This is a genomic window from Micromonospora sp. NPDC047074 (genome assembly GCF_040643815.1).
In the GTDB taxonomy this organism is placed as follows: Bacteria; Actinomycetota; Actinomycetes; order Mycobacteriales; family Micromonosporaceae; genus Micromonospora.
In genome coordinates this window covers 47211-71681 of the sequence record NZ_JBEYVB010000014.1, presented here as the reverse complement: position 1 = coordinate 71681, position 24471 = coordinate 47211, and the positions used below count along the sequence as shown (strand labels likewise).

General features: G+C 73.6%; 23 protein-coding genes. 8 read left to right on the top strand and 15 right to left on the bottom strand.

The annotated features are described in order from the left end of the window. Window positions 1-172: 172 nt before the first annotated feature. The gene (locus tag ABZ809_RS18970; protein WP_357563818.1) at window positions 173-1489 is read left to right on the top strand and encodes a D-arabinono-1,4-lactone oxidase; all 1317 of its coding nucleotides are present in this window, start codon (window positions 173-175) and stop codon (window positions 1487-1489) included. Between the two features lie 168 nt (window positions 1490-1657). Beyond that, window positions 1658-2584: a DUF559 domain-containing protein gene (locus ABZ809_RS18965; protein WP_357563817.1), complete on the top strand. Its 927-nt coding sequence runs from the start codon at window positions 1658-1660 to the stop codon at window positions 2582-2584. A 204-nt stretch (window positions 2585-2788) separates the two neighbouring features. Here ABZ809_RS18965 and topA read toward each other — a convergent pair whose 3' ends face one another. The 6 genes from topA to ABZ809_RS18935 all read right to left on the bottom strand — a co-directional run bounded on the left by topA (window position 2789) and on the right by ABZ809_RS18935 (window position 10822). Further along, window positions 2789-5620 carry a type I DNA topoisomerase gene (gene topA / locus ABZ809_RS18960; protein WP_357563816.1) on the bottom strand — a complete coding sequence of 944 codons (2832 nt, stop codon included), beginning with the start codon at window positions 5618-5620 and terminating at the stop codon, window positions 2789-2791. A gap of 356 nt (window positions 5621-5976) precedes the next feature. Beyond that, the gene (locus tag ABZ809_RS18955) at window positions 5977-6687 is read right to left on the bottom strand and encodes a hypothetical protein (RefSeq protein WP_357563815.1); all 711 of its coding nucleotides are present in this window, start codon (window positions 6685-6687) and stop codon (window positions 5977-5979) included. Continuing rightward, on the bottom strand, window positions 6678-7220 hold the full coding sequence (locus ABZ809_RS18950) for a hypothetical protein (RefSeq protein WP_357563814.1): 543 nt from the start codon (window positions 7218-7220) through the stop codon (window positions 6678-6680). Before ABZ809_RS18950 ends, ABZ809_RS18955 begins: the two co-directional genes overlap by 10 nt. 111 nt (window positions 7221-7331) lie before the next feature. Beyond that, the gene (locus ABZ809_RS18945) at window positions 7332-9686 is read right to left on the bottom strand and encodes a sodium-translocating pyrophosphatase (protein WP_357563813.1); all 2355 of its coding nucleotides are present in this window, start codon (window positions 9684-9686) and stop codon (window positions 7332-7334) included. A gap of 345 nt (window positions 9687-10031) precedes the next feature. Further along, window positions 10032-10466 (bottom strand): ATP-binding protein, encoded by a 435-nt coding sequence (locus ABZ809_RS18940; protein ID WP_357563812.1) that lies wholly within the window; start codon window positions 10464-10466, stop codon window positions 10032-10034. Then, a complete protein-coding gene (locus ABZ809_RS18935; protein ID WP_357563811.1) occupies window positions 10466-10822 on the bottom strand; it encodes an STAS domain-containing protein in 357 nt (118 codons plus the stop codon). The genes ABZ809_RS18940 and ABZ809_RS18935 overlap by 1 nt, the downstream gene beginning before the upstream one ends. Window positions 10823-10998: 176 nt before the next feature. Between ABZ809_RS18935 and ABZ809_RS18930 the strand changes: the two genes are divergently transcribed. From ABZ809_RS18930 to ABZ809_RS18920, 3 genes are all read left to right on the top strand, one after another. After that, a complete protein-coding gene (locus ABZ809_RS18930; protein WP_357563915.1) occupies window positions 10999-13527 on the top strand; it encodes a DEAD/DEAH box helicase in 2529 nt (842 codons plus the stop codon). Window positions 13528-13616: 89 nt separating this feature from the next. After that, window positions 13617-13823 carry a hypothetical protein gene (locus tag ABZ809_RS18925; protein ID WP_357563810.1) on the top strand — a complete coding sequence of 69 codons (207 nt, stop codon included), beginning with the start codon at window positions 13617-13619 and terminating at the stop codon, window positions 13821-13823. Window positions 13824-13910: 87 nt separating this feature from the next. Beyond that, window positions 13911-14489, top strand: coding sequence for a hypothetical protein (locus ABZ809_RS18920; RefSeq protein WP_357563809.1), 579 nt, complete (start codon window positions 13911-13913; stop codon window positions 14487-14489). A gap of 185 nt (window positions 14490-14674) precedes the next feature. Here ABZ809_RS18920 and ABZ809_RS18915 read toward each other — a convergent pair whose 3' ends face one another. From ABZ809_RS18915 to ABZ809_RS18880, 8 genes are all read right to left on the bottom strand, one after another. Further along, on the bottom strand, window positions 14675-15034 hold the full coding sequence (locus ABZ809_RS18915) for an Rv3654c family TadE-like protein (RefSeq protein ID WP_357563808.1): 360 nt from the start codon (window positions 15032-15034) through the stop codon (window positions 14675-14677). 137 nt (window positions 15035-15171) lie between these two features. Further along, the gene (locus tag ABZ809_RS18910; protein WP_357563807.1) at window positions 15172-15579 is read right to left on the bottom strand and encodes a TadE family type IV pilus minor pilin; all 408 of its coding nucleotides are present in this window, start codon (window positions 15577-15579) and stop codon (window positions 15172-15174) included. Continuing rightward, window positions 15576-15743, bottom strand: a complete 168-nt coding sequence (locus ABZ809_RS18905; protein WP_076470820.1) for a DUF4244 domain-containing protein — start codon at window positions 15741-15743, stop codon at window positions 15576-15578. Before ABZ809_RS18905 ends, ABZ809_RS18910 begins: the two co-directional genes overlap by 4 nt. Window positions 15744-15768: 25 nt before the next feature. Next, a complete protein-coding gene (locus ABZ809_RS18900) occupies window positions 15769-16542 on the bottom strand; it encodes a type II secretion system F family protein (RefSeq protein ID WP_357563914.1) in 774 nt (257 codons plus the stop codon). Window positions 16543-16556: 14 nt separating this feature from the next. Continuing rightward, on the bottom strand, window positions 16557-17306 hold the full coding sequence (locus tag ABZ809_RS18895; protein ID WP_357563806.1) for a hypothetical protein: 750 nt from the start codon (window positions 17304-17306) through the stop codon (window positions 16557-16559). Window positions 17307-17815: 509 nt separating this feature from the next. After that, window positions 17816-19030: a TadA family conjugal transfer-associated ATPase gene (locus ABZ809_RS18890; RefSeq protein WP_357563805.1), complete on the bottom strand. Its 1215-nt coding sequence runs from the start codon at window positions 19028-19030 to the stop codon at window positions 17816-17818. Next, the gene (ssd, locus tag ABZ809_RS18885) at window positions 19027-20130 is read right to left on the bottom strand and encodes a septum site-determining protein Ssd (RefSeq protein WP_357563804.1); all 1104 of its coding nucleotides are present in this window, start codon (window positions 20128-20130) and stop codon (window positions 19027-19029) included. The genes ABZ809_RS18890 and ssd overlap by 4 nt, the downstream gene beginning before the upstream one ends. A 159-nt stretch (window positions 20131-20289) precedes the next feature. Next, window positions 20290-20712, bottom strand: a complete 423-nt coding sequence (locus ABZ809_RS18880; RefSeq protein WP_357563803.1) for a DUF6069 family protein — start codon at window positions 20710-20712, stop codon at window positions 20290-20292. Between the two features lie 131 nt (window positions 20713-20843). On the opposite strand from ABZ809_RS18880, the gene ABZ809_RS18875 reads away from it, so the two are divergent. After that, window positions 20844-22013 (top strand): histidine kinase, encoded by a 1170-nt coding sequence (locus ABZ809_RS18875; RefSeq protein ID WP_357563802.1) that lies wholly within the window; start codon window positions 20844-20846, stop codon window positions 22011-22013. Further along, entirely contained in the window at window positions 22001-22663 is a 663-nt protein-coding gene (locus tag ABZ809_RS18870) for a response regulator transcription factor (protein ID WP_357563801.1), read from the top strand. Before ABZ809_RS18875 ends, ABZ809_RS18870 begins: the two co-directional genes overlap by 13 nt. Before the next feature lie 47 nt (window positions 22664-22710). On the opposite strand, the gene ABZ809_RS18865 is transcribed toward ABZ809_RS18870, so the two are convergent. Then, window positions 22711-22959: a hypothetical protein gene (locus ABZ809_RS18865; protein WP_357563800.1), complete on the bottom strand. Its 249-nt coding sequence runs from the start codon at window positions 22957-22959 to the stop codon at window positions 22711-22713. 1087 nt (window positions 22960-24046) lie between these two features. Between ABZ809_RS18865 and ABZ809_RS18860 the strand changes: the two genes are divergently transcribed. After that, the gene (locus tag ABZ809_RS18860) at window positions 24047-24328 is read left to right on the top strand and encodes a tyrosine-type recombinase/integrase (protein ID WP_357563799.1); all 282 of its coding nucleotides are present in this window, start codon (window positions 24047-24049) and stop codon (window positions 24326-24328) included. Window positions 24329-24471 lie beyond the last annotated feature (143 nt).

Below are 24471 nucleotides of genomic sequence, written 5' to 3'. Positions count from 1 at the left end.
GCCCGGCTGTGGCGGCTGGTGTGGACACTCGCCACCCCCCTTCGACGGATGAACATATCTGCACGTCACTGGTTCGTGACTACCGGTACAACGAGCTAACCTCGATTGCGGTATTTACCTGCGACAACGTTCCTGATATGAAGGCACTTCATATTCATGTCGAGGAGCGCACATGGCCGGCACCGCACCGCCAACCGTGGCAGCCTGGTCCAACTGGGCCGGCAACCAACGCGCCACCGCCACCGCCATCCTGCGCCCCACCTCCCTCGCCGACGTCACCGAAGCCGTACGCGCCGCCGCGACGACCGGGGACCGGATCAGGGTGGTGGGCAGCGGCCACTCCTTCACCGCCGTCGCGGTCACCGACGCACGACGGATGGAACTGACCGAACTGGCCACCGGCGTACGCGTCGACATCGATCGCCGACTGGTCACCGTACCGGCCGGGATCACCCTGCGCGCACTCAACGAACTGCTCGCCGCGCACGGCCTGGCCCTACCCAATCTGGGCGACATCGACGCGCAGACGATCGCCGGGGCGATCTCCACCGGCACCCACGGCACCGGCGCCGCGTACGGCTGCCTGTCGACGTTCGTCGAGGCACTCACCCTCGTCACCGGCACGGGCGAGGTGCTGCGCTGCTCCGCCGACGAGCACCCCGACGTCTTCGCCGCCGCCCGGGTCTCGCTGGGCGCGCTCGGAGTGCTCGTCGAGGTGACCCTGCGCTGCGTGGACGCCTTCGTGCTCCGCGCCCACGAGCGGCCGGCACCCCTGGGGGCCGTGCTCGACGAGTTGCCCACGCTGATCGGGCGGCACGACCACGTCGAGTTCTACTGGTTCCCGTACACCGAACGGGTGCAGGTCAAGGCCAACGACCGGGTGCCCGCCGACGACCAGCCGCTGCCCCGGTGGCGGGGCTGGCTGGACGACGAGTTCCTCTCCAACACCGTCTTCGCCGGGGCCTGCCGGCTCGGCCGGGCCGTGCCGGCCCTGGCCCCGGGCATCAGCGCCGTCTCCGCCCGCGCGCTCACCGAGCGCCGCTACACCGGCCGCTCCGACCGGGTCTTCTGCACCTCGCGCCGGGTCCGCTTCGTGGAGATGGAGTACGCGCTACCGCGCGACGCCCTCCGCGAGGCGCTCGACGCGTTGCGGCGGATCGTCGACGGGCTGCCGTTCAAGGTGCTCTTCCCGGTCGAGGTGCGGTTCACCGCCGCCGACGACATCTGGCTCTCCCACGGCTACGGGCGGGAGTCCGCGTACGTGGCGATCCACCAGTACGTCGGCATGCCCTACGAGCCCTACTTCCGGGCCTTCGAGCAGGTCGCCGCCAGCCTCGGTGGCCGGCCCCACTGGGGCAAGCTGCACTGGCGTGACGCGGAGTCACTGGCTGCGGCCTACCCCCGGTTCGCCGACTTCCAGGCCCTCCGCGCCCGCCTGGACCCGAACCACCTCTTCACCACCCCCCACCTGACCCACATCCTCGGCTAACCCCCGCCGCCGTTCCCCGCCGCGATCTTGGTACGAACCGGCCCCTGTGGGGGCGTGCTCGTACCAAGATCTGTCCGCTGTCCACAGGGGCGGACGCGGGCGGTACCGGTTGGGCAGAGTGCGGGTGTGGCGAGGTCTTCGAGGTCATTAGCGGAGCTGCGCCGGGCGTTGCCGGGTGACGATGCCGACGAGCTGACCTGGTTGTTGTTCCGTCAGGACGACGTGATCAGCCTCGACCAGGCCCGATGCCATCTGTCGTCGAAGGCGATCCGGCACCGGGTCGCCACCCAACGCTGGCGCCAGGTGCACCGTGCCGTCTTCGTCGCCCACAACGGTCCGGTCGGCCCCGCTCAGCACCGTTGGATCGCCGTGCTCGCCGCCGGGCCGGCTGCGGTGCTCGGTGGCCTGACGGCAGCCCAGGCCTGGGGCCTGCGCGGCTACGACAGCCGGATCGTGCACGTGCTCCTACCCGCCGTGCACCAAACCCGCACCCTGCCGCCCGGCGTACGCCTGCACCGGACCACCCTGTTGGGCCCGGAGGACGTCCTGCACGTCGGGCAGCCGCCCCGCACCATGCCGGCCCGGTCGCTGGTGGACGCGGCGCAGTGGGCGGTCACCGACGAGCAGGCTCGGGCGGTCATCGCCGCGGATTTCCAGCAACGTCTCGTGGCCGGCGACGACCTGCACCGGATACTGGACGGCATGCCCCGGGCCCGTCGCCGGAGCCTGATCCGGCAGACCGCTGCGGACGCCGCCGGCGGCGCGCACTCCCTGGCGGAGCTGGATTTCCTCGGCCTGGTCCGGCGAGCGGGCCTGCCCGACCCCTCCCGGCAGGTTGTCCGACACGACTCTGCCGGCCGCCGGCGTTACCTCGACGCGTGGTTCGGGCAGTGGCGGGTGCACGTGGAGATCGACGGCGGGCAGCACCTCGACCCCGGCACCGCCTGGGCGGACATGCGCCGGCAGAACGACCTGTGGATCGACGGAGACCGGGTGCTGCGGTTCCCCGCCTGGGCGGTACGCAACGACTCTCGCACGGTCCTCGCCCAACTCCGAGCAGCACTGCGGGCCGCCGGCTGGACTGGCTCGCCCTGACCCAGGCCCTCGCCTTACGCACTCCATCAACCGACCGCCGGGCGACCGGGCTGCGTTGTTCACCGGGCTACTGAGCTTGTTTTTCACCCTGCTACGCCGGATCTTGGTACGAACAGGCCCTCCAAGGGGCGCGTTCGTACCAAGAACTCCAGCCCAGCCCAGCCTGGCACCGGTCAGCCGGGTCCAGCCCAGCCCCGGCGCGGGTCAGTCGGTGGTGGGGGTGGTGGCCTTTTTCGGGGTCGCCTTCTTTGCCGGGGTCTTCTTGGCGGTGGTGGCCTTGGCCGTGGTGGTCTTCTTCGCGGCCGTGGACCTGGTCGCCGCAGCCGTCTTCTTCGCCGCCGTGGTCTTCGCCGCCGTGGTCTTCTTCGCTGGTGCCTTCTTCTTCGGTGCCGGCCCCTTCGCCCGCTTCTCGGCGAGCATCTCCGAGGCCTCTTCGATGCTCAGCGCCTCGGGGGTCTGGCCGCGCCGCAGTGACGCGTTGGTCTCGCCGTCGGTCACGTACGGGCCGAACCGACCGTCCTTGATGACCAGCGGCTTCTCGGTGAGCGGGTCGACGCCCATCTCCCGCAGCGGCGGGGCGGCGGCCCGGCGCTGGCGCGCCTTCGGAGCGGCCAGCAGGGCCAGCGCCTCGTCCAGCGTGACGGTGAACATCTTGTCTTCGGAGTCCAGCGAGCGGAACTCGTCGCCCTGCTTGACGTACGGGCCGTAGCGGCCGTTGGCGGCGAGGACCTCGGTGCCGTCCGGGGCCTTCCCGACCAGCCGGGGCAGGCTGAGCAGCCGCAGCGCCTCGTCGAAGGTCAGCGAGTCGGGCGACTGCGAGCGCAGCAGCGACGACTTGCGCTCGCCGCTGGCCACGTAGGGGCCGAAGCGGCCCGACTTGAGCAGGATCGGCTCGCCGGTGGCCGGGTCGTCGCCGAGCTTGCGCTCACCCCCGCCGCCGAGGAACAGCTCGTGCACCTTCTCCGGGGTCAACTCGTCCGGCGCCAGCCCCTCGGGGATCGGCGCCCGGTCGCCCTGGCCGCCGCCCTCCTCGCCCTCCGCGGCGGGCGCGGGCTGCTCGCCCGGCACCGCCCGCTGGAGGTACGGCCCGTAGCGACCCACCCGGACGACGACCTCGCGGCCCTCGTCGTCGGTGAACAGCGGGATCGAGTTGACGCTGCGCGCGTCGATGTCGCTGAGGTTCTCGGTGACCAGTTTCTTCAGCCCGCCCGAGCGGGCGATGTCCCGGTCGCCGGCACCGTTGGCGCTGCCGAAGTAGAACGCGGTGAGGAAGTCGACGGCCGCGTGGTCGCCACCGGCGATCTCGTCCAGCTCGTTCTCCATGCTGGCCGTGAAGTCGTAGTCGATCAGGCGCGGGTAGTGCCGCTCCAGCAGGCCGATCACCGCGAACGCCAGGAACGACGGGATCATCGCCTGACCCCGCTTGACGACGTACCCCCGGTCCTGGATGGTCTGCATGATCGACGCGTACGTCGAGGGGCGGCCGATGCCCAGCTCCTCCAGGGCCTTGACCAGCGACGCCTCCGTATAGCGCGACGGCGGCTGGGTGTGGTGGCCCTGCGCGGCCAGCTCGTCGGCGGTGAGCGGCTGGTCCTTGACCAGGTTGGGCAGCCGACGCTCGGCGTCCTCGGCCTCGGCGTTCTCGTCGTCGCTGGACTCGACGTACGCCCGCAGGAAGCCCGGGTCGGTGATGGTCTTGCCGGTGGCGCCGAAGTCGGCCTCCTCCTGCGCGGAGGAGACGGCGCGGATGCGCACCGACACGCTGGAGCCGACGGCGTCGGTCATCTGCGAGGCGATGGTGCGCCGCCAGATCAGCTCGTAGAGCTTGAACTCCTCGGCGGAGAGCTCCTTGGCCACGTCGCCCGGGGTGCGGAAGTTGTCCCCCGCCGGGCGGATCGCCTCGTGCGCCTCCTGCGCGTTCTTCACCTTGCCGGTGTAGCGGCGCGGCTCCGGCGGCACGCTGCGCTCGCCGTACAGCTCGACGATCTGCCGGCGGGCCGCCGCGATGGCGGTCTCCGACAGGTTCACCGAGTCGGTACGCATATAGGTGATGTAGCCGTTCTCGTAGAGGCGCTGCGCGGTGCGCATCGTCTGCTGCGACGAGAACCGCAGCTTGCGGGCCGCCTCCTGCTGGAGGGTGGAGGTGATGAACGGCGCGTACGGGCGGCGGCGGTAGGGCTTCTCCTCCACCCGGGTGACGGTGAACGGCCGCCCCTGAAGGCGGGCCGCGAGCCCGTGGGCGCCGGCCGAGTCGAGGTGGACCACGCCCGCGCCGGGCTTCACCCGGCCGGTGGTCGGCTCGAAGTCCTTGCCGGTGGCGATCCGGTCGCCGTTCAGCGCGACCAGGGTGGCGTTGAAGTTACGCGGGCCCTCGCCGGCGTTCGCCACGGCCAGGGTGGCCAGGATGTCCCAGTATTCGGCCGTGCGGAAGGCCATCCGCTGCCGCTCGCGCTCGACCACGATCCGGGTCGCGACGGACTGCACCCGGCCCGCCGAGAGCTTCGGCATGACCTTCTTCCACAGCACGGGCGAGACCTCGTAGCCGTAGAGGCGGTCGAGGATGCGCCGGGCCTCCTGGGCGTCGACCAGGTCGCGGTCGATCTCCCGGGGGTTGGCCACCGCGGCCTGGATGGCCGGCTTGGTGATCTCGTGGAAGACCATCCGCTTGACCGGCACCTTGGGCTTGAGGGTCTCCACCAGGTGCCAGGCGATCGCCTCGCCCTCGCGGTCCTCATCCGTGGCCAGGAAGATCTCGTCGACCTCCTTGGCCAGCTTCACCAGCTTGCTGATCTGCTGCCGGCGGTCGGCGGAGACCACGTAGAGGGCGTGGAAGCCGTTGTCGACGTCCACCCCGAGCCTGGCCCACGGCTCGCCCTTGTACTTGGCCGGCACGTCGGCGGCGTTGCGCGGGAGGTCCCGGACGTGGCCGAAGCTGGCCTCCACGACGTACCCCGGGCCGAGGTAGCCCGAGATCGTCTTGGCCTTCGCCGGTGACTCGACGATGACCAGACGGGTGGTTCCAGCGTTGCTCGGCACGTCTCTCCCCGACCTCACTCCTGCTCATAGCCACCGGCGCCCGGTTCGGGCCGGTTTCGGCCCGCCGGCCCCCGGCGGTCCGGATGTCCAACGTAACGCGCCGCCCGCGTTTCGGGTTTCGCGGGCGGCAAACCGCCCCTGCCGGGGGTGGCCCTCCTTCGGTCCGGCCGCAGGCTGGTCGTGCACGTCGGTAGCGACGTACCGGCAGCCGAGCCGGACGGCGTCACCGTACACCGTGCGTGTGCCGCCAGGCAGGACACTGTGACGATGGCGGTCCCTCGGCCGAGGAGCCACCCGGGCGTTCTGCTGGGGGATTTCGTCCCCGACTGTCCCCCATCGGACAGCCGCGCGGCGGTTCAGGAGCGGGCCGGCCAGGCTGTCGCGGGGGCGGTGGCGGGTGGGTCACCGACCAGCTCGGCCAGCCGGGCGAGCCGCCGGCGACCGGTGATCCGGTACGCCGGCCCGCCGTCGACGGGCCCGAGCAGCGTCCCCGCCAGGCCGACCGCGTCGAGTGCCCCGCCGACCGGCGCCCAGCACTCCTCGTCGGCGACGCCGAGCCGCAGCAGGAGGCCGGCCGGCTCGACGGCCCCCGCCGCGGCGAGCCAGAGCCGCAGCCGCCGGCCGTTGAGGTGGAAACCGGCGGGTGGCCGCTTGCCCGCACCGTTCAGCCAGGCCGTCGCGAGCGGCATCAGGGTGCGGGCGTACGAGGTGCGCACCGCGTGCCGCCCGTCGGTGGTCGCCTCCCAGTTGGCCGCCACACCGCGCAACGCCAGCTCGGCGACGAGCACGTGCACCCGCCAGGCGGCGTCGACCAGCACCGAGAGCCGGGCCGTGCCGCCCATCCGGACCACCTCGCCCGGGCCGGCCAGCAGCCCGGCGAGGTCGGCGACGGACGGGTCCGCCGTCTCCGCGCCGAAGAAGGTGAGCTGCCTGGCGGAGTCGTCGGCGTCGGTCGGCGTCGGTCGGGCGGCGCGGCGTGCGGCCGGCGCGGCCCGGTCCGTGGGAGCCGGGAAGATCACCGGCAGCGCCTCGCTGCCGGACGGGTCACCGGGCCCGCTCAGCGACACTCCGGCACCTCGTCGAAGGCGCGTTTCAACTCCTCCGAGTTGAGCCGGCTGGTGTCGAGCGCACTGGCGTCGTACTCCTTGTTCAGGATGTCCACCGCAGCCCGGACGCCGTCGTAGAAGGCGGTGGGCTGCCCGGTGCCGAGTCCGTCGATCGTGTCGCGGGCCCTGCCGTACGCGTCGCGGATTTTGCCCAGCGAGGCACGGAAGCCGGCGGACACCTCCGCGCCGCGCTCGGCCTCCGGGATGCCGGCCTCCTCGACCTTGCGCCGGGCGGCCTCGCTGGCCTGCTCCGCGCCGTCGAAGAGCCGCACCAGGTTCTCCTTCGCCTGCGCCGGGGTGGTCTGGGCGGTCATCTGCTGGTCGGTGCTGCTGGTCAGCTTGCTGATCTCGGCCCGCCACGGGGTGAGCGCCGAGCAGACCGACGCCGCCCACGCCTGCGGGCTGGGACCACTGCCGCAACCGGTGGCCAGAAGTACGAGCGTGGCCAGGACCACCGTGAGCTTTCCGACGGCTGCCGCCCGGCACGTACGCATGCGTTGCAGCGTACGGCCTCTGTCGAGCCGGGGCACCGGTCAGGTTTGCCCGGCTACGAGCGGTCCCCGGCCGGCCACGTGGGCCGACCGGGGACCGGGATGCGTGCCCGATCAGGCGTTGACCGTCTCCGGTCGCTGGTTCTGGCTGCCGGTGCCGGAGCCGGAGTCGGCGTCGGAGACCGCCACGCCCTTGCGCTTGCTGAACACCACCGCCGCGACGATGATCAGCGTCGCCACCACGGCGATACCCACCCGCAGGGCGGTGTTCCGGTCGTCGCCCACGCTCCAGGCGACCACGGCCGGCGCGATCAGCAGCGAGACCAGGTTCATCACCTTGATCAGCGGGTTGATCGCCGGGCCGGCGGTGTCCTTGAACGGGTCGCCGACGGTGTCGCCGATGACCGTCGCGGAGTGCGACTCGGAGCCCTTGCCGCCGTACGCGCCGTCCTCGACGAGCTTCTTGGCGTTGTCCCAGGCGCCGCCCGAGTTGGACAGGAAGACCGCCATCAGCGTGCCGGCCCCGATCGCCCCGGCCAGGTACGCCGCCAGCGCGCCGGGCCCGAGGCCGAAGCCCACCGCGATCGGCGCGAGGATGGCGAGCAGGCCCGGGGTCATCAGCTCGCGCTGCGCGTCCCGGGTGCAGATGTCGACGACCTTGCCGTACTCGGGGCGCTGGGTGCGGTCCATGATGCCGGGCAGCTCGCGGAACTGCCGGCGTACCTCCATCACGACCGCGCCGGCCGAGCGGGAGACCGCGTTGATGGCCAGGCCGGAGAAGAGGAAGACCACCGCCGCGCCGATGATCAGGCCGACCAGGTTGCGGGGGTTCGCCACGTTCAGCGAGTTGAGGATCTCGGTGCCGACGTCGCCCACCCCGGCGTCCGAGTACGCGGTACGCAGCGTGTCGGTGTACGAGCCGAACAGCGCGGTCGCGGCGAGCACCGCCGTGGCGATCGCGATGCCCTTGGTGATCGCCTTGGTGGTGTTGCCGACCGCGTCCAGCTCGGTGAGCGTCCGGGCGCCGTGCTCGTCGATGTCGCCGGACATCTCCGCCACGCCCTGGGCGTTGTCGGAGATCGGGCCGAAGGTGTCCATCGCGACGATCACGCCGACCGTGGTGAGCAGGCCGGTGCCGGCCAGCGCCACGGCGAACAGCGAGAGCGTGATGGAGCTGCCGCCGAGCAGGAACGCGCCGAACACGCCGGCGCCGATCAGCAGCGCCGAGTAGACCGCCGACTCCAGGCCGACGCTGATGCCGGCGAGCACGACAGTGGCGGCGCCGGTCTGCGAGCTCTTGCCGATGTCCTGCACCGGGCGCCGGTTGGTCTCGGTGAAGTAGCCGGTCAGCGCCTGGATCGCCGCCGCCAGCACGATGCCGATGACGACCGCGCCGATGGCGACCGTGCGCGGGTTCTCGCTGACGTCGGTCAGCCCACCCTCCAGGTCGGCGAAGCTGGCCGGCAGGTACGCGTACGTGGCGATCGCCACCAGCACCGCCGAGAGCAGCGCCGAGATGTAGAAGGCCCGGTTGATCGCGGTGAGGCCGTTGCGGTCGGAGGCGCGCAGCCGGGTGATGAAGACGCCGATGATCGCGACGAGCACGCCGATGGTGGAGATGATCAGCGGGAAGACCAGGCCCTGCTCGCCGAAGGCGGCGCGGCCGAGGATCAGCGCGGCGACCAGGGTGACCGCGTACGACTCGAAGAGGTCGGCGGCCATGCCGGCGCAGTCACCCACGTTGTCGCCCACGTTGTCGGCGATGGTGGCGGCGTTGCGCGGGTCGTCCTCGGGGATGCCCTGCTCGACCTTGCCGACCAGGTCGGCGCCGACGTCGGCGGCCTTGGTGAAGATGCCGCCGCCGACCCGCATGAACATCGCGAGCAGCGCGGCGCCGAAGCCGAAGCCCTCCAGCACGGTCGGCGCGTCGCCCCGGTAGAAGAGCACGACGAGCGCGGCGCCGAAGAGGCCGAGGCCGACGGTGAGGAAGCCGACCACGCCACCGGTGCGGAAGGCGATCTTCATGGCGGCCTCGCGGCCGCCCTCCCGCTCGCGGGCGGCGGCGGCGACCCGCAGGTTGGCCCGGGTGGCCAGCCACATGCCGGCGCCGCCGATGAACGCGCTGAACAACGCGCCCACGACGAAGAACGCGGACCGGCCGATCTTCACCGCCATCTCGCTGCCGTCGGTGTCGTGCACCGGCAGCAGGAACAGCAGCACCACTGCGACGACCACGAAGATCGCCAGGGTCCGGAACTGCCGGATCAGGTAGGCCGAGGCCCCCTCCTGAACCGCGCCGGAGATCTCCTGCATGTTGGTGGTGCCCTTGCCGGCTGCCAGTACGGTCTTCGTCAGCGCGCCGGCGAAGGCGAGCGCCACCAGCGCGAGCACCGCGGCGATGACGACGTACGTGACATTGCTTCCGCTTAGGGAGATCCCGCCGCCGTCGGCGGCCAAGGTGTCGGACATCTGTGTCCTCCTGTACCGAACGCTCGCGCCGGCCGGTGGAGACGCACTGGCCGGCGCCTGGATGCGGTGCCGCAAGCGCGCGCACCCCACCCCGACGGACCAGCGACGAACACCGTTCCCGCTGGCCGCGGGATGGATCACTTGCTGACAACTCGCGTACTGTAGCTCTCCGCGTGTCGGAGGTCACACCGAGGGGGCACCGCGCCGCGATGATCTTCGTCGCTGTGTTATGAGGAAAAATCTGATATAGGAGTCGGTCCATGACAAGTAGGCCGCGTCCTGCACACGGACGCGGCCTGGATGCCGTACGACGCCCTCGGCGAGGGCGGTGGGGGAAGGATCGAGTCAGCGGCCGACGGGCCAGACCATCCGCACCTCGGTGCCGATGCCCTCCTCGACCGGACGGACCTGGAGATCCTCGACGAACCCGGCCAGCAGCGCGAAGCCCACGCCGGTGGTGAGGTCGTCCTCGTCGAGGGACTCGTTGGCGAGCTGGTCGGCGTCCAGCGCGGCCAGGCCGAGGCCCGCCTCGATCGGCGCGCGGTCGACGACCCGCACGGCGTACGCCCCCGTGTCGGACATCTCGACGAGCACCGGGTCGGGCACGCCGTACTGGCGGTGCAGGGCGACCGCGCGGGTGCACGCCTCACCGATGGCCAGCCGCACCTCGTCGAGCAGTTCCTCCCGGACCCCGGCCCGCCGGGCGACCGCCACGCCGACCAGACGCGCGGTGCGCACGTGCACCGGGGCCGGCGAGAACGAGAGCCGGACCGTGGCCATCAGGCGCCAGCACCGGCCGGATCGGCGCCGACCGCCGCGTCGACCGTGGGATGCAACGGGAACACCTGGTCGAGCGCGGTGATCCGGAAGATCTTGAGCAGCGGCTCCTTGTCGCAGACCAGCGCGAACGAGCCGCCGGCCGCGCGGAGCCGCTTGAGCGCACCCACCAGCACGCCCAGCCCGGTGGAGTCGAGGAAGTCCACCCGGCCCAGGTCGACCACGACGTGCCGGGCGCCCGCGTCGATCAGCTCGAGGAGCCGCTCCCGCAGTCGGGGGGCGGTGTAGACGTCCACCTCACCGCCGACCTCGAGCACCGTGTGCTCTCCCACGGTGCGGGTCGCCAGCGACAGCTCCATCGGTCCTCCCTCGCAAGAGCCGTAAACTCTCCTGGGCATCTAACCATCCCCGCCGGGCGACGGCTCCAGCTCACCGGCGAGGCCTCCCCATTACCCCGGCCCTCGGCGTTTCACCGCCGAACACCAGTGCGAGAGTGCAGGACGTGACGGACGACGGCTTCAGCGCGGCGCGTCTGGTGCCGCGTCACGACCCGGAGTCGTCGTCCGCGGCCACCGTATCCGCCGGTACCGGCCCCGGGCGCGCACCGGCCGACCTGCTGGGCAGGCTGCGCGCCCGCGGCGCCGCCGACCCGGTCACCCACGTCGAGCAGGTGCCGGCCCGGGCCGGCGAGGCCGTCGCGTGGCCCGGGTGGGCGCCCGCGGAACTCCGGGCGGCGTTCGCCCGGCGGGGCGTCGCCGCGCCCTGGCGGCACCAGGCCGAGGCGGCCAACCTGGCGTACGACGGCCAGCACGTGGTCGTGGCGACCGGCACCGCGTCCGGAAAGTCCCTGGCCTACCAGCTTCCCGCCCTGGCCACCCTGCTCGCCGACCCGCGGGCCACCGTGCTCTATCTGGCGCCGACGAAGGCGCTCGCCGCCGACCAGCTACGCGCCGTCGCCGCCCTGGAGCTGGAGGGGGTACGCCCCGCCTGCTACGACGGGGACACCCCGCGCGCCGAACGGGAGTGGATCCGGCGACACTCCCGCTTCGTGCTGACCAACCCGGACATGCTGCACCACGGCATCCTGCCCGGGCACGCCCAGTGGGCCGGCTTCCTGCGCCGGCTCACGTACGTGGTGATCGACGAGTGCCACACCTACCGCGGGGTCTTCGGCTCACACGTCGCGCACGTGCTGCGCCGGCTGCGCCGACTGAGCGGGGCGCCGGGCCGGTCCGCCTCCCTCGCGCCCGGCGGCCCGCGTACGCCCGTCTTCGTGCTGGCCTCGGCCACCTCCGGCGACCCGGCGGCGGCGGCCGGGCGGCTCACCGGGCTGCCCGTCGCCGCCGTGACCGAGGACACCTCGCCGCGCGGCGGGGTGACGTTCGCACTCTGGGAGCCGCCGCTGCTGCCGCCGGACTCCGCCGCGGACCAGCAGGCGGATCTCACCCAGGTCCGCCGGTCGGCGCTGCGCGAGACGGCCGACCTGCTCGCCGACACGGTCGCCGAGGGGGTACGCACGCTGGCCTTCGTGCGGTCCCGGCGCGGCGCCGAGGTGGTCGCGGCGAACGCCCGCCGGTCCCTCGACGAGGCGGTGCCCGGCCTCGGTGCCCGGGTGGCCGCCTACCGGGCCGGCTACCTCCGTGAGGAGCGGCGCGAGCTGGAACGCGCGCTGCTGCACGGCGACCTGCTCGGCCTGGCCTCGACCAACGCGCTGGAGCTGGGCGTCGACCTGGTCGGACTCGACGCGGTGCTGATCTGCGGCTACCCGGGCACCCGGGCCTCGCTCTGGCAGCAGGCCGGCCGGGCGGGGCGCTCCGGGCAGGAGGCGCTCGCCGTGCTGGTCGCCCGGGACGACCCGCTCGACACCTATCTCGTGCACCACCCCGAGGCGCTGTTCGGTCGACCGGTGGAGGCGACCGTGCTCGACCCGGCCAACCCGTACGTGCTGGCCCCACAGCTCGCCTGCGCGGCGGTCGAGGCGCCGCTGACCCCCGCCGACCTGGCACTCTTCGGCGACGGCGCGAAGGAGGCGGTGGACCGTCTGGTGACGGCGGGGGCGCTGCGGCAACGGCCGACCGGCTGGTACTGGCGGCACCGGGAACGGCCGGAGGTGGACCTGCGCGGCGAGGGCGGCGCGCCCGTCTGCGTGGTCGAGGCGGCGACCGGCCGGCTGCTCGGCACCGTCGACGGCGGCTCGTCGCACTTCCTGCTCCACCCCGGCGCGGTCTACCTGCACCAGGGCGTCTCGTACGTGGTCGACTCGCTCGACCTGGCCGACGGGTGCGCGCTGGTGCACCCCGAGGAGCCGGACTGGTCCACCCACGCCCGCGACGTCACCTCGCTGTCGGTGGTGTCGGTCCGCTCGTACGTGGACGCCGGACCCGTGGGGCTCTTCCTCGGCGAGGTCGACGTGACCAGCCAGGTGGTGTCGTACCAGCGGCGGCGGATCGCCACCGGCGAGGTCATCGACACCCGCCCGCTGGACCTGCCGGCCCGGGAGCTGCGCACGGTCGCGGTCTGGTTCACCCTGTCGCCGCAGTCGCTGACGGCCGCCGGAGTGGAGCCCGCCGACGTGCCGGGCGCGCTGCACGCCGCCGAGCACGCCGCGATCGGGCTGCTGCCGCTCACCGCCACCTGCGACCGCTGGGACATCGGCGGGCTCTCGACGGCCGTCCACCCGGACACGGAGGCCCCGACGGTCTTCGTCTACGACGGGCACCCGGGCGGGGCGGGCTTCGCCGAGCGCGCGTACGGGACGGCGGCGACCTGGCTGCGGGCCACCCGGGACGCGATCACCGAGTGCGGCTGCGAGACCGGCTGCCCGTCCTGCGTGCAGTCCCCGAAGTGCGGCAACGGCAACAACCCGCTCTCGAAGCCGGACGCCGTCAGGGTGCTGGACGTGGTGCTCGCCAACCTCCCCGACGGCGTACCGGCACCCCGCACGGCCGGCGACGGGGCGGAGGTCGGGGCACCGGCGCACGTCCCGGGCCGCGGTCCCGCCGTCCCGGGCGGCCGCACCGATCCCGGCGGTGCCCCCGTTCGGGCCGGGGGAGATCAGGCTTAGAACGCCGCCAGGCGGGGCAAGGACGGATGGGAGCGCTTCCATCGAACGCCGCGGATCATCTGACCGCCCCTCCCGCCGAAGGAGCAATCGTGGCCGACACCATCGCCGAGACCGTCGACCTGCTCTACACGATCGACCAGGAGAAACTCAGCCCCGACCAGCAGATCGCCCTGGGCTCCGCGCTGGCCGCCCTGGCACAGGCCGAACGGCTGGAGCAGATCAACGAGCGGCTGCGCAGCATCCACCAGGTCCTCAACGCCTGGGCGCTCAAGGCCACCGCCGACGGGGGGCGTTGAGGGTCGGGGCGGGGGCGGTGCGCGACCTGCTGCGGGCGAACCGGCGGGAGCTGTGCGAGACTCCGGCCACCCCCTGAAGGAGATCCCATGCAGCTCGAACACCTGCAGTCCCAGCAGCAGTTCCACATCCGGCAGCGAATCCGGATGATGGTCAACCAGTACGAGGTCCACGCCGTCGCACCGGACGGCTCCGAAGGTGGGCTGCTGGCGTTCGCCCAGCAGAAGCGGCTCGCCTTCAAGGAGCAGGTGACGATCTACACCGACGACTCGAAGCAGCAGCCGCTGCTCGGGTTCAAGGCCCGCCAGCGCCTCGACCTCGGCGCCACGTACGACGTCACCGACCACGCCGGCAACCCGATCGGGCTGTTCCGCAAGGACTTCGCCCAGTCCCTGCTCCGGTCCACCTGGCACGTCGAGCAGGCCGGCCTGCCGCAGGTCACCGGCCAGGAACGCAGCATGCCGGTGGCGCTGCTGCGCCGGTTCGTCGACTCCCTGTCGTGGCTGCCGTACCACTTCGACTTCGTCGCCGGCGGCCAGCCGGTCTTCTCCGTCATCAAGAAGTGGGGCCTGCGCGACCGGTACGTCGTCCAGATCCACCAGCCGCAGGTCGACCGCCGTGTCGTGATCGCGATGGCCATCGCCCTCGACGCCCTCCAGGGGCGCTGACCCGTTCGGGCCGGGGTGCCGATCTCTCGTCGCCCCGGCCCGCACCGGCCCGCGTTCGAGTGGTGCGCCAACGCGGACCGGCACACGTTGAGCAAAGGCGGGCCGGCACGACGCTCGGGGGTGACCGCCTCGCCCCCGAGTGACGACCGGCGCCGCGTTATGGACCGTCACGGGCCACTCGGCGATCAGCTGCGGACCGGGCCGGCGCGGGCGCTGGCGCGGGCAGCTCGGGCCAGGCCGGGCAGCGGGGCGACCGCCACCTCGGCGGTCACCAGGACGTCGAGGCCGTCGAGCCGGCAGGCGAGGAGCCGCGCACCGTTGGCGGTGGTGATCTCGACCGCCCGCGCACAGGCCGCCGGCTCGCCCAGCAGAGCCTGACCGGCGCCGGCCAGCGCGCCGAAGTCCGCCGCCACCTGCGCCTGCTGCCGCGCCGTCCGCGCCGCACCGACGGCGGCACCGAAGAGCCCGACCATGACGAACACCAACCCGATCGCAAGCAGGCAGACGGTCGCCCCACCACGCTCCTCCGCGCCCTGCTCTGCCACCCGAAGGCCGCACGTGCCGAATCGCCGGGCTCCGGGCCGCCGGGCTCCGGGCCGCCGGGCTCCGGGCCGCCGGGCTCCGGGCCGCCGGGCGTCGCCGGACTCCTGGTACGGCGCCCGGCGACACCAGGCGACGCCCGTCACGGGTTGTCCTCCGGCACCTCGGAACCCGAAGGCCCAGCGGGTCCGGGGGCCACGACTCCGGGCTCCACGGCTGCGACGGCCGTCGCGGTCACGGCGATCCGGGGCACCCGGGAGCCGAGCGCGCGTACGGGTGCCCGCACGGTCGCGACGACGCGCTGGCCGTCGACCGTGACGGTCACCTCGGCACCTGCCGGGGCCGCGCGGCTGGCAGCGACCGCCCCGTCGGCGCCCCGGGAGGCGGCCAGCGCAGCCTCCCGGGCCGCGTGCAGACAGGCCGCTCTCGTACCGACGGCGTCGACCGCCGACAGGCCGGTGAGCAGGAGCAGAAGGAGCGCCGGCAGGCCGGCCGCCATCTCGGCGGTGAAGGAACCCCGGTCGCGGCCAGCCGGCCGGCGCCGGGTCACTTGAGTGCCCGGTCGATGACGGCGGTCAGGGCGGACTGAACGTTGCCCGAGGTCAGCACCTTCAGCAGGATCCCCGCGAAGGCGACCGCGGCGAGGGTGCCGACGGCGTACTCGGCGGTGTTCATCCCGGCGTCACCGCGCAGGCGGGCGAGAAGTTTGCGCACGTGCTTGTCCTTTCTCGATGGTCGGTCAGAGCACGTCGCCGAGGACGGCGACGATCACCGGCACCAGGCCGGCGAGAATGAAGGCCGGCAGGAAGCAGAGCCCCAGCGGCAGGACGATGAGCACGCCGGCGCGACGAGCGGCCGCCTCCGCAGCCGTGGACCGGTCGGCGCGGAGGTCGTCGGCGAGTCGGGTCAGCGCACCGGCCAGCGCGGCTCCGCTGTCAGCGCTGCGGAGCACGGCAGCCGTCAGCCGCTCGGCCTCCGGCACCGCCGCGAGTGGCGCCCACGCCTCGTCGGGGCCACCGCCGAGTCGCAGCAACCGGCCCACCCGGGCGAGCCGGTCGGCGAGCGGGCCGTCGAGCGCCTCCGCCACAGCCAGCACCGACCTGTCCACGGGTGCTCCCGCGCGCATCGACGCCGCGAGCAGGTCGGCGGCGAGCGGGAGGTCGGCGGCCTCCCTCAGCCGTCGGTTCCGCGCGGCCGGCGGCTCGATCCGCCGCAGCAGCCGATCGAGCAGGAGCGCTGTCGGCCCGGCCCCCACCGCCCCGGCCCAGCCGCCGACGACGACTGCCAGGGCCACACCGCCCAGGCACGCGGCGAGGCGGATGGCGTCCGGCCGTCGCCAAGGTCGGAGGCCAGCTCTCGTGTCGTCGTCGGAGGCAGCCGTTCGGCGAGGCGCGGCGGCCGGATGCACGCCGACCGGTGCCCGGCGCAGCGCCCGCAGTCGACGCAGGGGCCGACGGCCGGCGACGAGCAACGCCACGAGCAGGGCCACCGTCACCACAGCGCCCACGGTCAGCGCGAACCGGGGCATCAGGTCACCTGTCCCGGCGTCGCACCGAGCCGCTCGGCCCAGAACAGTCCCGCGACCTGAAGGGCGATGGCGACGACCGCGCACACACCGCCGACCGGGGTGTGCAGCAGCACCGACACCGGATCGACGCCGATGCCGTAGCCGAGCCCGATACCACCGAGCGGCAGGGCGGCGAGCAGCCAGGCGGTCGCCCGCGCACCGGCTGCCTGGGCGTCCGCCGCCGCGAGTCCGCGATCGCTCGCGCGGGCGTCCGCTTCGATGCGCTCCAGCAACTCCGCCAGCGGCGCACCCGTCTGGTCAGCGAGACGTACGGCCGCGCGCGCCAGCCGATCCAGCCGCCCTGCCCCACCCCGCCCGTCGCCAACCGTCGGCCGGTCGCGCGGGGATCCGCCACCGTCCACCGACTGATCGCCGGTCAACCGCTCGGCAGCCACCGGCACCGGCAGGCCGGCGCGAAGGTCCGCGGCCAGGCCGCACAGCTGGTCCAGCCGGCGCCGCCGGGCCCGGACGGCGTACCGGCCATCCTGCCGCCGGATCAGTGCGCGGGCGGCCAACGTGCCGTAACCGCCGACGGCCACCGCCGCGACCGGACCGGCCAACAGCAGGCCGGACCCGGCGCCGGCCGACGCGACCAGCAGCAGGGTGCGCCTGGGCGACGCTGTCAGCAGACCCGGCCGGAGCCACCACGGTCGCCGCCCCTCGCCGGCCGGGTCGGCCAGGACGCCAGTTCGCCGGGCAGGGGCGACCACGGGGGCGGGCGTACCGCCCGGGCGCCGGGTGTCCCGACGTGCAGGCGGCCGGTCTCGGCCGAGGTCGCCGCCACCAGGCCGAGCCGGCGCCGTCGGCTGAGCGGTCCCCGCCGGCCGAACCGGCGCAGTCGGCCGAGCGGTTCCCGTCGGGCGAACCGGTGCAGTCGGGCGAACCGGTGCTGTCGGGGGGCGAGCAGGGCTGCGGTCCGCGCCGTCAGGCCAGGGCCAGGGCGACCTGTCGGCCGCGTCCCGCGACCCCCACCGTGCCTCGCCGTCCGACGCGCGCCGATCCGCGCAACCGCCGCTGGCCTGGTCAAGCTCGTCTCCCGGGCCGGACGTCTGGCGCAGCTCGACGATCCAGTCGACGAGCGGATCCTGCCCGCCGGGCCGTCCGCTCCCCCGTGCGCCGTCGACCAGCACCGCCCGCCGCCTCCGACCGTCGCGCATCGCCCGGGACACCAGCGCCGCCGCCACGACCGAGACGATCGCCACCAGCACGTACGTGGCGGTCACCGCGGTCCCGCCGATCCGGGCCACGGCTCGCGCAGGATCGGTGGCACCGGCACGGCCCGTTCCCGCAGCAGTGCGGCGAGGGCGGGGGCGGCAAGACCCGGGCCGCGCCCGCGTACCCAGGCGGGAACCGCGGTGACCAGGCGATCCGGGCCCTCCGGCAGCAGCAGGCAGACCGACTCCAGCACGCGTCCCTCGGCGCTCCTGCGCACCTGGAGCACCACCTGGAGCGCAGCGGCCACCTGGGCGTGGAGGGCGGGGCGGGGCAAGCCGCCAAGCATCCCGAGCGCCTCCAGTCGCGCCGGCACGTCCGACGGGGCGTTGGCGTGCAGGGTGCCGGCGCCTCCGTCGTGGCCCGTGTTCAGCGCGGCGAGCAGATCGACCACCTCTCCGCCCCGGCACTCGCCGACGACCAGCCGGTCGGGCCGCATCCGCAGGGCCTGCCGCACCAGGTCGGTGAGCCCGACCGCGCCGGAGCCCTCCACGTTGGCCGTCCTCGCCTGTAACCCGACGACGTGCGGATGCTGGGGGTGCAGCTCGGCCGCGTCCTCCACCAGCACGATCCGTTCGGTGGCCGGGACCAGCCCGAGCAGCGTGTTGAGCAGCGTCGTCTTGCCCGAGCCGGTGCCGCCGACAACCAGGTACGCCAGCCGGGCCGCCACCACGGCGGCCAGCACCGGCGCCACCGGACGGGTGACCGTCCCCTGGCCCACCAACTCGTCGAGGGTGAAGGGCCGTTGCCGGAAGGTCCGCAGGGACAGGTAGGGCCCGTCGGTCGCCACCGGCGGCAGCACGGCGTGCAGCCGGGTGCCGTCGGGCAGCCGGGCGTCCGCGTACGGGGAGCCGTCGTCGAGCCGCCGGCCGGCGCTGGCGGTGAGCCGCTGGGCGAGCCGGCGTACGTCGTCCAGCGTGCCGAGCGGCACCGCTACCTGGTGCAGGCCCTGCCCCCGGTCCACCCAGACCCGTACGCCGTTGACCAGCACGTCGGTCACCTCCGGGTCGGCCAGCAGCGGAGCGAGCGGGCCTGCCCCCATCAGGTCGTCGTGCACCTGGTCGGCCATCCGCAGCACGGTGGTGTCGCCGAGGACGGCTGCGGTGGGCTCCGCCCGTACGGCGGAGACGATCGCGGCGGGTGTGACCGGGGTCGACGCGGCCGCGATGCGCTGCCGGACCCGGGCGGCGAGGGTGTCGCCCTCGGCCGACGGCCCGGTCACGCCGCACCCGCCGCCGGGGTGCCGGTCAGCTCGGCGACGATCCGCTGGCAGAGTGCCGCCAGTGGTCCCCGGCCGTGCGCGGCCGGGGCCTCGCCCCGCTCCAACCCACGGGCCAGCGCCGGCTCCGGACGCAGCGTGCCGGCAAGCGGCAGCCCGAGCGCCCGGGCCACCTCCGCCGCGCCCAGCCGGCCCGGTGCCGGACCGCGCACGATCACCGACAGCTCGGCGCAGTGCGGGCCGGCGGCGGCCACCACCCGGGCCGCGGCGGCGGTGGCCCGCAGCTCGGCGGGGACCACCACGTACACCTGGTCGGCGGCCTGGAGCGCGGTGACGGCGGCGTCGTCCAACTGCCGGGGGAGGTCGACCACCACGAAGTCCCGGCCCCGTCGGGCGGCGTCGACGGTGGCCGCCATCGCCTGGGCGGGAAGGGCCAGCAGATCGCCCCGGTCCCAGGAGAGCACCACCAGATCGCCTCGGCTCGGCAGGGCGCGCACCAGCGCCGGGGCGTCCACCCGGCCGTCCGCACCGGTCAGTGCCGGCCAGCGCAGCCCCTCCAACTGCTCCCAGCCGAGCACCAGATCGAGCCCGCCGCCGAGCGGGTCGGCGTCGACGAGCAGGGTGCGCAGCCGGGCGCGGGCGGCCGTGACGGCGAGCCCGCCGGCCAGGATGCTCGCCCCGGCACCGCCCCGGCCACCCAGCACGGCGACGATCCGGGCGCCGCCCCGACCCACGCCCTCCGGCCCGCACTCGGCGAACCGGTCGACCAGCCACGGCTCGGCGGCCGGCAGCGTCGCCACGTGCTCCGCGCCGATCAGCTCGGCGACCTGCCAGCCGGGATCGAGCTCCCCGGCCCGGCCGACCAGCACCAGCCGGGGCCGCTGCGGCAGCCGCGCCCGCAGGCAGGGCTGGGCCTGGTCGGCACCGACCAGCACCAGCGGGGCAGGCAGCCACCGGGTCCGGGCGGCGGCGGGATCGGCGGCGAGTTCCACCTCGACACCCCCGGCCGCGGCGAGCCGGAGCAGGTCGTCGAGCAGGTCGCCGTCCGAGGTGACGAGCAGCGGCAGGCGCCGGTGCGGCGGGACGGAGGTACGGGGTGGCATCGCGGCCTCCAGCGGTCGGGCTCCGGGGTTCCTGGCCCGAGACCCTGCTCCGCTACCACCCCTGATCGCCGCCCCGTCCGCACAGCCTGTGGACAACCGCACGCCCTGTGGACAACGCCCGCAGCGCGAGTCGATCTGCTATGAGTGCCGCGCGAGCATTCAGCAGTTCCGTCGGCCGGGGAGTCCGATGATCAGGGCGATGCCGACGGTCAGGTGCATGCCGAGCAGCACCAGTCGGCTGCTGATGCCGCCGCCGCTGCCCAGCGGGCCGATCAGCGAGAGCACCAGCACGATCAGCGCGATGATCCGGAACGCCCGGGCGGGACGGCGGACGGTGCGCTCCAGCAGCGCGAGCAGGCCCCAGGCGGCCAGGCCGGCGACCAGCGCGGCCACCACGACGGCGGCCGGGCCGATGTGCTGCGTGGTGTCACCCTGGCGGACGGCGAGGTCGACACCGGCCCAGGGGTCGTTGACGACCCACAGGAGGAGAGCGCCGGCCGCTCCCGCGCCGACGGTGATCGCCCGCCGCGTACGCCGCACGGTGGTCCGGGTCGTGTCGCTCTGTTGCATGTCGTTCGTCATGCCGATGAGCGTCGCGGTCCGGGCCGGGTGGGCACATCGGGCCGCGAGCTGCGCCGGTCCTCTCCTAGGAGAGCCCGACCCCCAACTTTGGAAGGTGTCGGCGCCGGTGCCCGCCGGTTTAGCCTCGCCGCGTGAACAGCTTCCCCGTCGGGCCGGAAGACTGCGACCGCCGCCCCGCCATCGCCGCCCACGCCGCGATGCTGGTCGTGTCCGGCGTGCTGGTCGCGGCGACGATCCTCGGCTGGTGGAGCGACCGCTCGCCCGGCCCACTGCTCGCGCTCGACCTCACGGCCGGCGCGCTGAGCTGGCTGCTGACGCCGCTGGTGGTGTGGCGGCCGGTCGCCACCACGGCCGTGCTCACCGTGCTGGCTGCGGTGTCGCCGGCAGCCACCCCGCCGGCCACGATCGGCGCGCTGCAGGTGGCGCGGCGCCGGCGCGCCCCGGTTGCGGTCGCGGTGGCGGTAGCCGGGATCGGCGCGCACGCGGTCCAGGGCGTATGGCGGTCCAACAGCGGCATGTCGTACGGCTGGTGGCTGGCGCTGGTCGTCATCGGCTACGGGGCGTTGCTCGGCTGGGGCGCGTGGGCGCAGGCCCGCGAAGCGCTGATCCGTTCGCTGCACGAGCGGGCCCGCCGCGCCGAGGCCGAGCAGGGCCGCCGGGTGGCCGAGGCGCGCATGCTGGAACGCCGCAAGATCGCCCGGGAGATGCACGACGTCCTCGCCCACCGCCTGTCGCTGCTGGCCACGTTCGCCGGCGCGATGGAGTACCGTCCGGACTCCTCACCCGAGCGGTTGTCCCAGGCCGCGGGCGTCGTCCGCAACGGCGTGCACCAGGCGCTCGACGAGTTGCGCGAGGTGATCTCGCTACTGCGCGACGACGACCCGCCGGACAGCGACGGCAGCCGCCCCCAGCCGGTGCTGGCCGACGTCCCGCGCCTGGTCGACGAGTCCCGCGACGCCGGCACCGAGGTGCTGCTGCACGAGGCGGTGGACAAGCCGGCCGAGGCGCCCCCGTCGGTGGCCCGCACCGCGTACCGGGTGATCCAGGAAGGCCTCACCAACGCCCGCAAACACGCCGCGGGCCAGCCGGCCCAGGTCACCCTGCGCGGTGGGCCGGGCGTGGGGCTTGAGATCGACGTCCGCAACGCGCTGGCGTCGGAGCGTACGACGCCACCCGGCTGGTCCGGGGGCGCCGGGCTGGTCGGGCTCACCGAGCGGGTGCACCTGGCCGGCGGGCGGCTCGACCACCAGATGATCGGCGGGGAGTTCCGGCTGCACGCGTCGATACCATGGCCGGCATGACCCCGCCGGTGCGCGTGCTCGTCGTCGACGACGACGCGCTCGTCCGCGCGGGGCTGACCATGATGCTCGACGGCGCCCCGGGCATCGCGGTGGTCGGCGAGGCCGCTGACGGCGACCAGGTGCCGGCCGCAGCCGACGCGCACGCCCCCGACGTCGTACTGATGGACCTGCGCATGCCCCGGGTCGACGGCATCACCGCCACCCGCCGCCTACGGGCGCGCCCGCGGCCGCCCGAGATCATCGTGCTGACCACGTTCGACACCGACGAGAACATCCTGCACGCGCTACGCGCCGGGGCCAGCGGCTTCCTGCTCAAGGACACCCCACCGGCCCGGATCGCCGAGGCGGTACGGCAGGTCGCGGCCGGCGAGCCGATCCTGTCCCCACGGATCACCCGCCGGCTCATGGATCGGGTCGCCGTCCAGGCCGGCGCGTACGCCCGGGCCAGGGCCACCCTCGCGGCGCTCAGCCCACGCGAGCGCGACGTCGTGGTGACGATCGGCCAGGGCCGCAACAACGCCGAGATAGCCGCCGCGCTCAACATGACCCTGGCGACCGTGAAGACCCACGTGTCGCACATCCTGACCAAGCTCGACCTCGACAACCGTACGCAGATAGCGCTCCTCGCCCACGACGCCGACCTCGCCTGACGGCGGTGCCACGGCGGCACGGGCTCGCGAGGACGCGCTGCCGGTGGTCAGCCGATCGGCCCGCGAAGCGGCTGCCAGCCCCACCCGTCGAGCTTGGCCAGCGCCGCCTCCCACGCAGCGACTGTCAACTCCCGGGCATGCTCATCGCACAGCACCAACCGGACCGCGATGTCCTGCACAGACAGTTCAAGCCTGATTCCCTTCTGGTACTGCGCTATCCCCTCCAGCGGTTCGTCCGTCCACGCCTGTCCACGCGTCGCCAGACGATCACAGTCGTTCGCCATGCAGGTCAGCATCAGAGGATGCTCTCTCGCCCGCGATCTCCGCACCACCAGTCTGGAAGATCATTCTCGGCTGTCGTGATCCGTCCGCGTCGCCCTGGCAACGGGCCCGATCGCTGGCGTGACTGGTGGTCCGGGCCGTCAGCGCTGCGCGGCCAGAGGACGGCCAGCGGCCGGGACACGCCAAGATCGTTGTACGTACTCCGCACCGTCCGACTTTCGGCGACTCAACCGCCAGCCGCGGCGCCGGACCGACCGGAGCGCTCGATCACGGTCTACGCCGTGCGAAATCCAGCGCTGCCCTACGCACACTGATCTGGATCGCGCAGACACCCCGCTCTGGACCGAGGTAGCAGTGATCGATCTTGATATCCGTGTCCGCGATGCCGGCAGCCCAGAGGTCTCGGAGAGTCGGTCGCGTTGGCAGATCAACGCCGAGGTCAGCCAGACGCCTCCACGCCTGGGCCACTGCGGCGGTCTGGTCCTCGGACCATCCCAGCGACACCCAGTCCTCGTCTCGTTCCTCCTGGAAGCGCCGCCCAACTGCCGCCAAGCGCTTCCGCTTCCCACCCTTGCCCATACTGCGACAGTGGTGCACCCAAACAGCCAGGACAAGAAAGATCCCCGCACCCACCGGGTTCGCCCGCCGTCACTCGCCGGGTGAACCCGGCACGCCCTCCGCCAACTGCTGGCGTGTTGCCTGGCCGGCGTAAAGCGACAGCGGAGCATCGGACGCACGCCCAGGCGGCGGCGCGTGCGGCCCGTTCAGGGCCGCCCTTGCGGACGTGCGGCAACTGCACCTCACCTGACTGGTGACGGACGGGGTGCCGGTCAGCATCGTGCGGCGGGTCGTGGGCATGAGAAGATTCCGCCCGGCGTCCCGCCCGGCCGAGCCCGGCGATCTGCCTTCCACGTGGGCCGGAAGACGCTCGCGGAAAGGGACGGCCCCTGTCGAGGGGGTCCGGCGTCAGGCTGTCGGCTGCTGGTACGTGCCGGCCTGCTCGGCCAGGTCGTCAACAGCGGCCCGCATCGGTACCGCGCTGTCTGGCCGGACCGAGAGGGCGTCGAGTGGTCCACCGAGTTCACCACCGATCGGGAAGCGGTGGCCCACATCGCGGCCAAGGCTGTCGGCGGCATGCGGTTCCACGACCTGAGACACGCCTACGCCACCTGGTTGGTCACCGACGGCGTCCCGATCAACCTGGTGCAGCGGGTCATGGGCCACGAGCAGGCGTCCACGACGCTCAATCGTTATACGCACACCCCCGACGACTACGCCGCCCGGGTCCTGGATGCCTTCGACGGCTCTGCTGCCTCCCTGCTGCCTCCGGTCGAGAACTCGCCCTCGGAGAGCGGCCCTGACGGAGATGGAGACGACCTGTGACCTGCGTCGGAGCGCTCCCGCCGGAAAGGGACGACCCCCGTCGGGGGGAGACGGGGGTCGTCGAAGGTTCGGCTCCGGGGGGGTCGAGCCGAACCCACTCAGCGGTCACGGGGGGTGCAACCGCCGAGGGTCTGCCTCTCGTA

Bases quoted from the DNA above. Each gene is read 5' to 3' on its own strand.
- ABZ809_RS18970 (WP_357563818.1), top strand. From the start codon at position 173: ATGGCCGGCACCGCACCGCCAACCGTGGCAGCCTGGTCCAACTGGGCC.
- ABZ809_RS18950 (WP_357563814.1), bottom strand. From the start codon at position 7,220: ATGCGTACGTGCCGGGCGGCAGCCGTCGGAAAGCTCACGGTGGTCCTG.
- ABZ809_RS18945 (WP_357563813.1), bottom strand. From the start codon at position 9,686: ATGTCCGACACCTTGGCCGCCGACGGCGGCGGGATCTCCCTAAGCGGA.
- ABZ809_RS18940 (WP_357563812.1), bottom strand. From the start codon at position 10,466: ATGGCCACGGTCCGGCTCTCGTTCTCGCCGGCCCCGGTGCACGTGCGC.
- ABZ809_RS18935 (WP_357563811.1), bottom strand. From the start codon at position 10,822: ATGGAGCTGTCGCTGGCGACCCGCACCGTGGGAGAGCACACGGTGCTC.
- ABZ809_RS18920 (WP_357563809.1), top strand. From the start codon at position 13,911: ATGCAGCTCGAACACCTGCAGTCCCAGCAGCAGTTCCACATCCGGCAG.
- ssd (WP_357563804.1), bottom strand. From the start codon at position 20,130: ATGCCACCCCGTACCTCCGTCCCGCCGCACCGGCGCCTGCCGCTGCTC.
- ABZ809_RS18880 (WP_357563803.1), bottom strand. From the start codon at position 20,712: ATGACGAACGACATGCAACAGAGCGACACGACCCGGACCACCGTGCGG.
- ABZ809_RS18870 (WP_357563801.1), top strand. From the start codon at position 22,001: ATGGCCGGCATGACCCCGCCGGTGCGCGTGCTCGTCGTCGACGACGAC.
- ABZ809_RS18865 (WP_357563800.1), bottom strand. From the start codon at position 22,959: ATGCTGACCTGCATGGCGAACGACTGTGATCGTCTGGCGACGCGTGGA.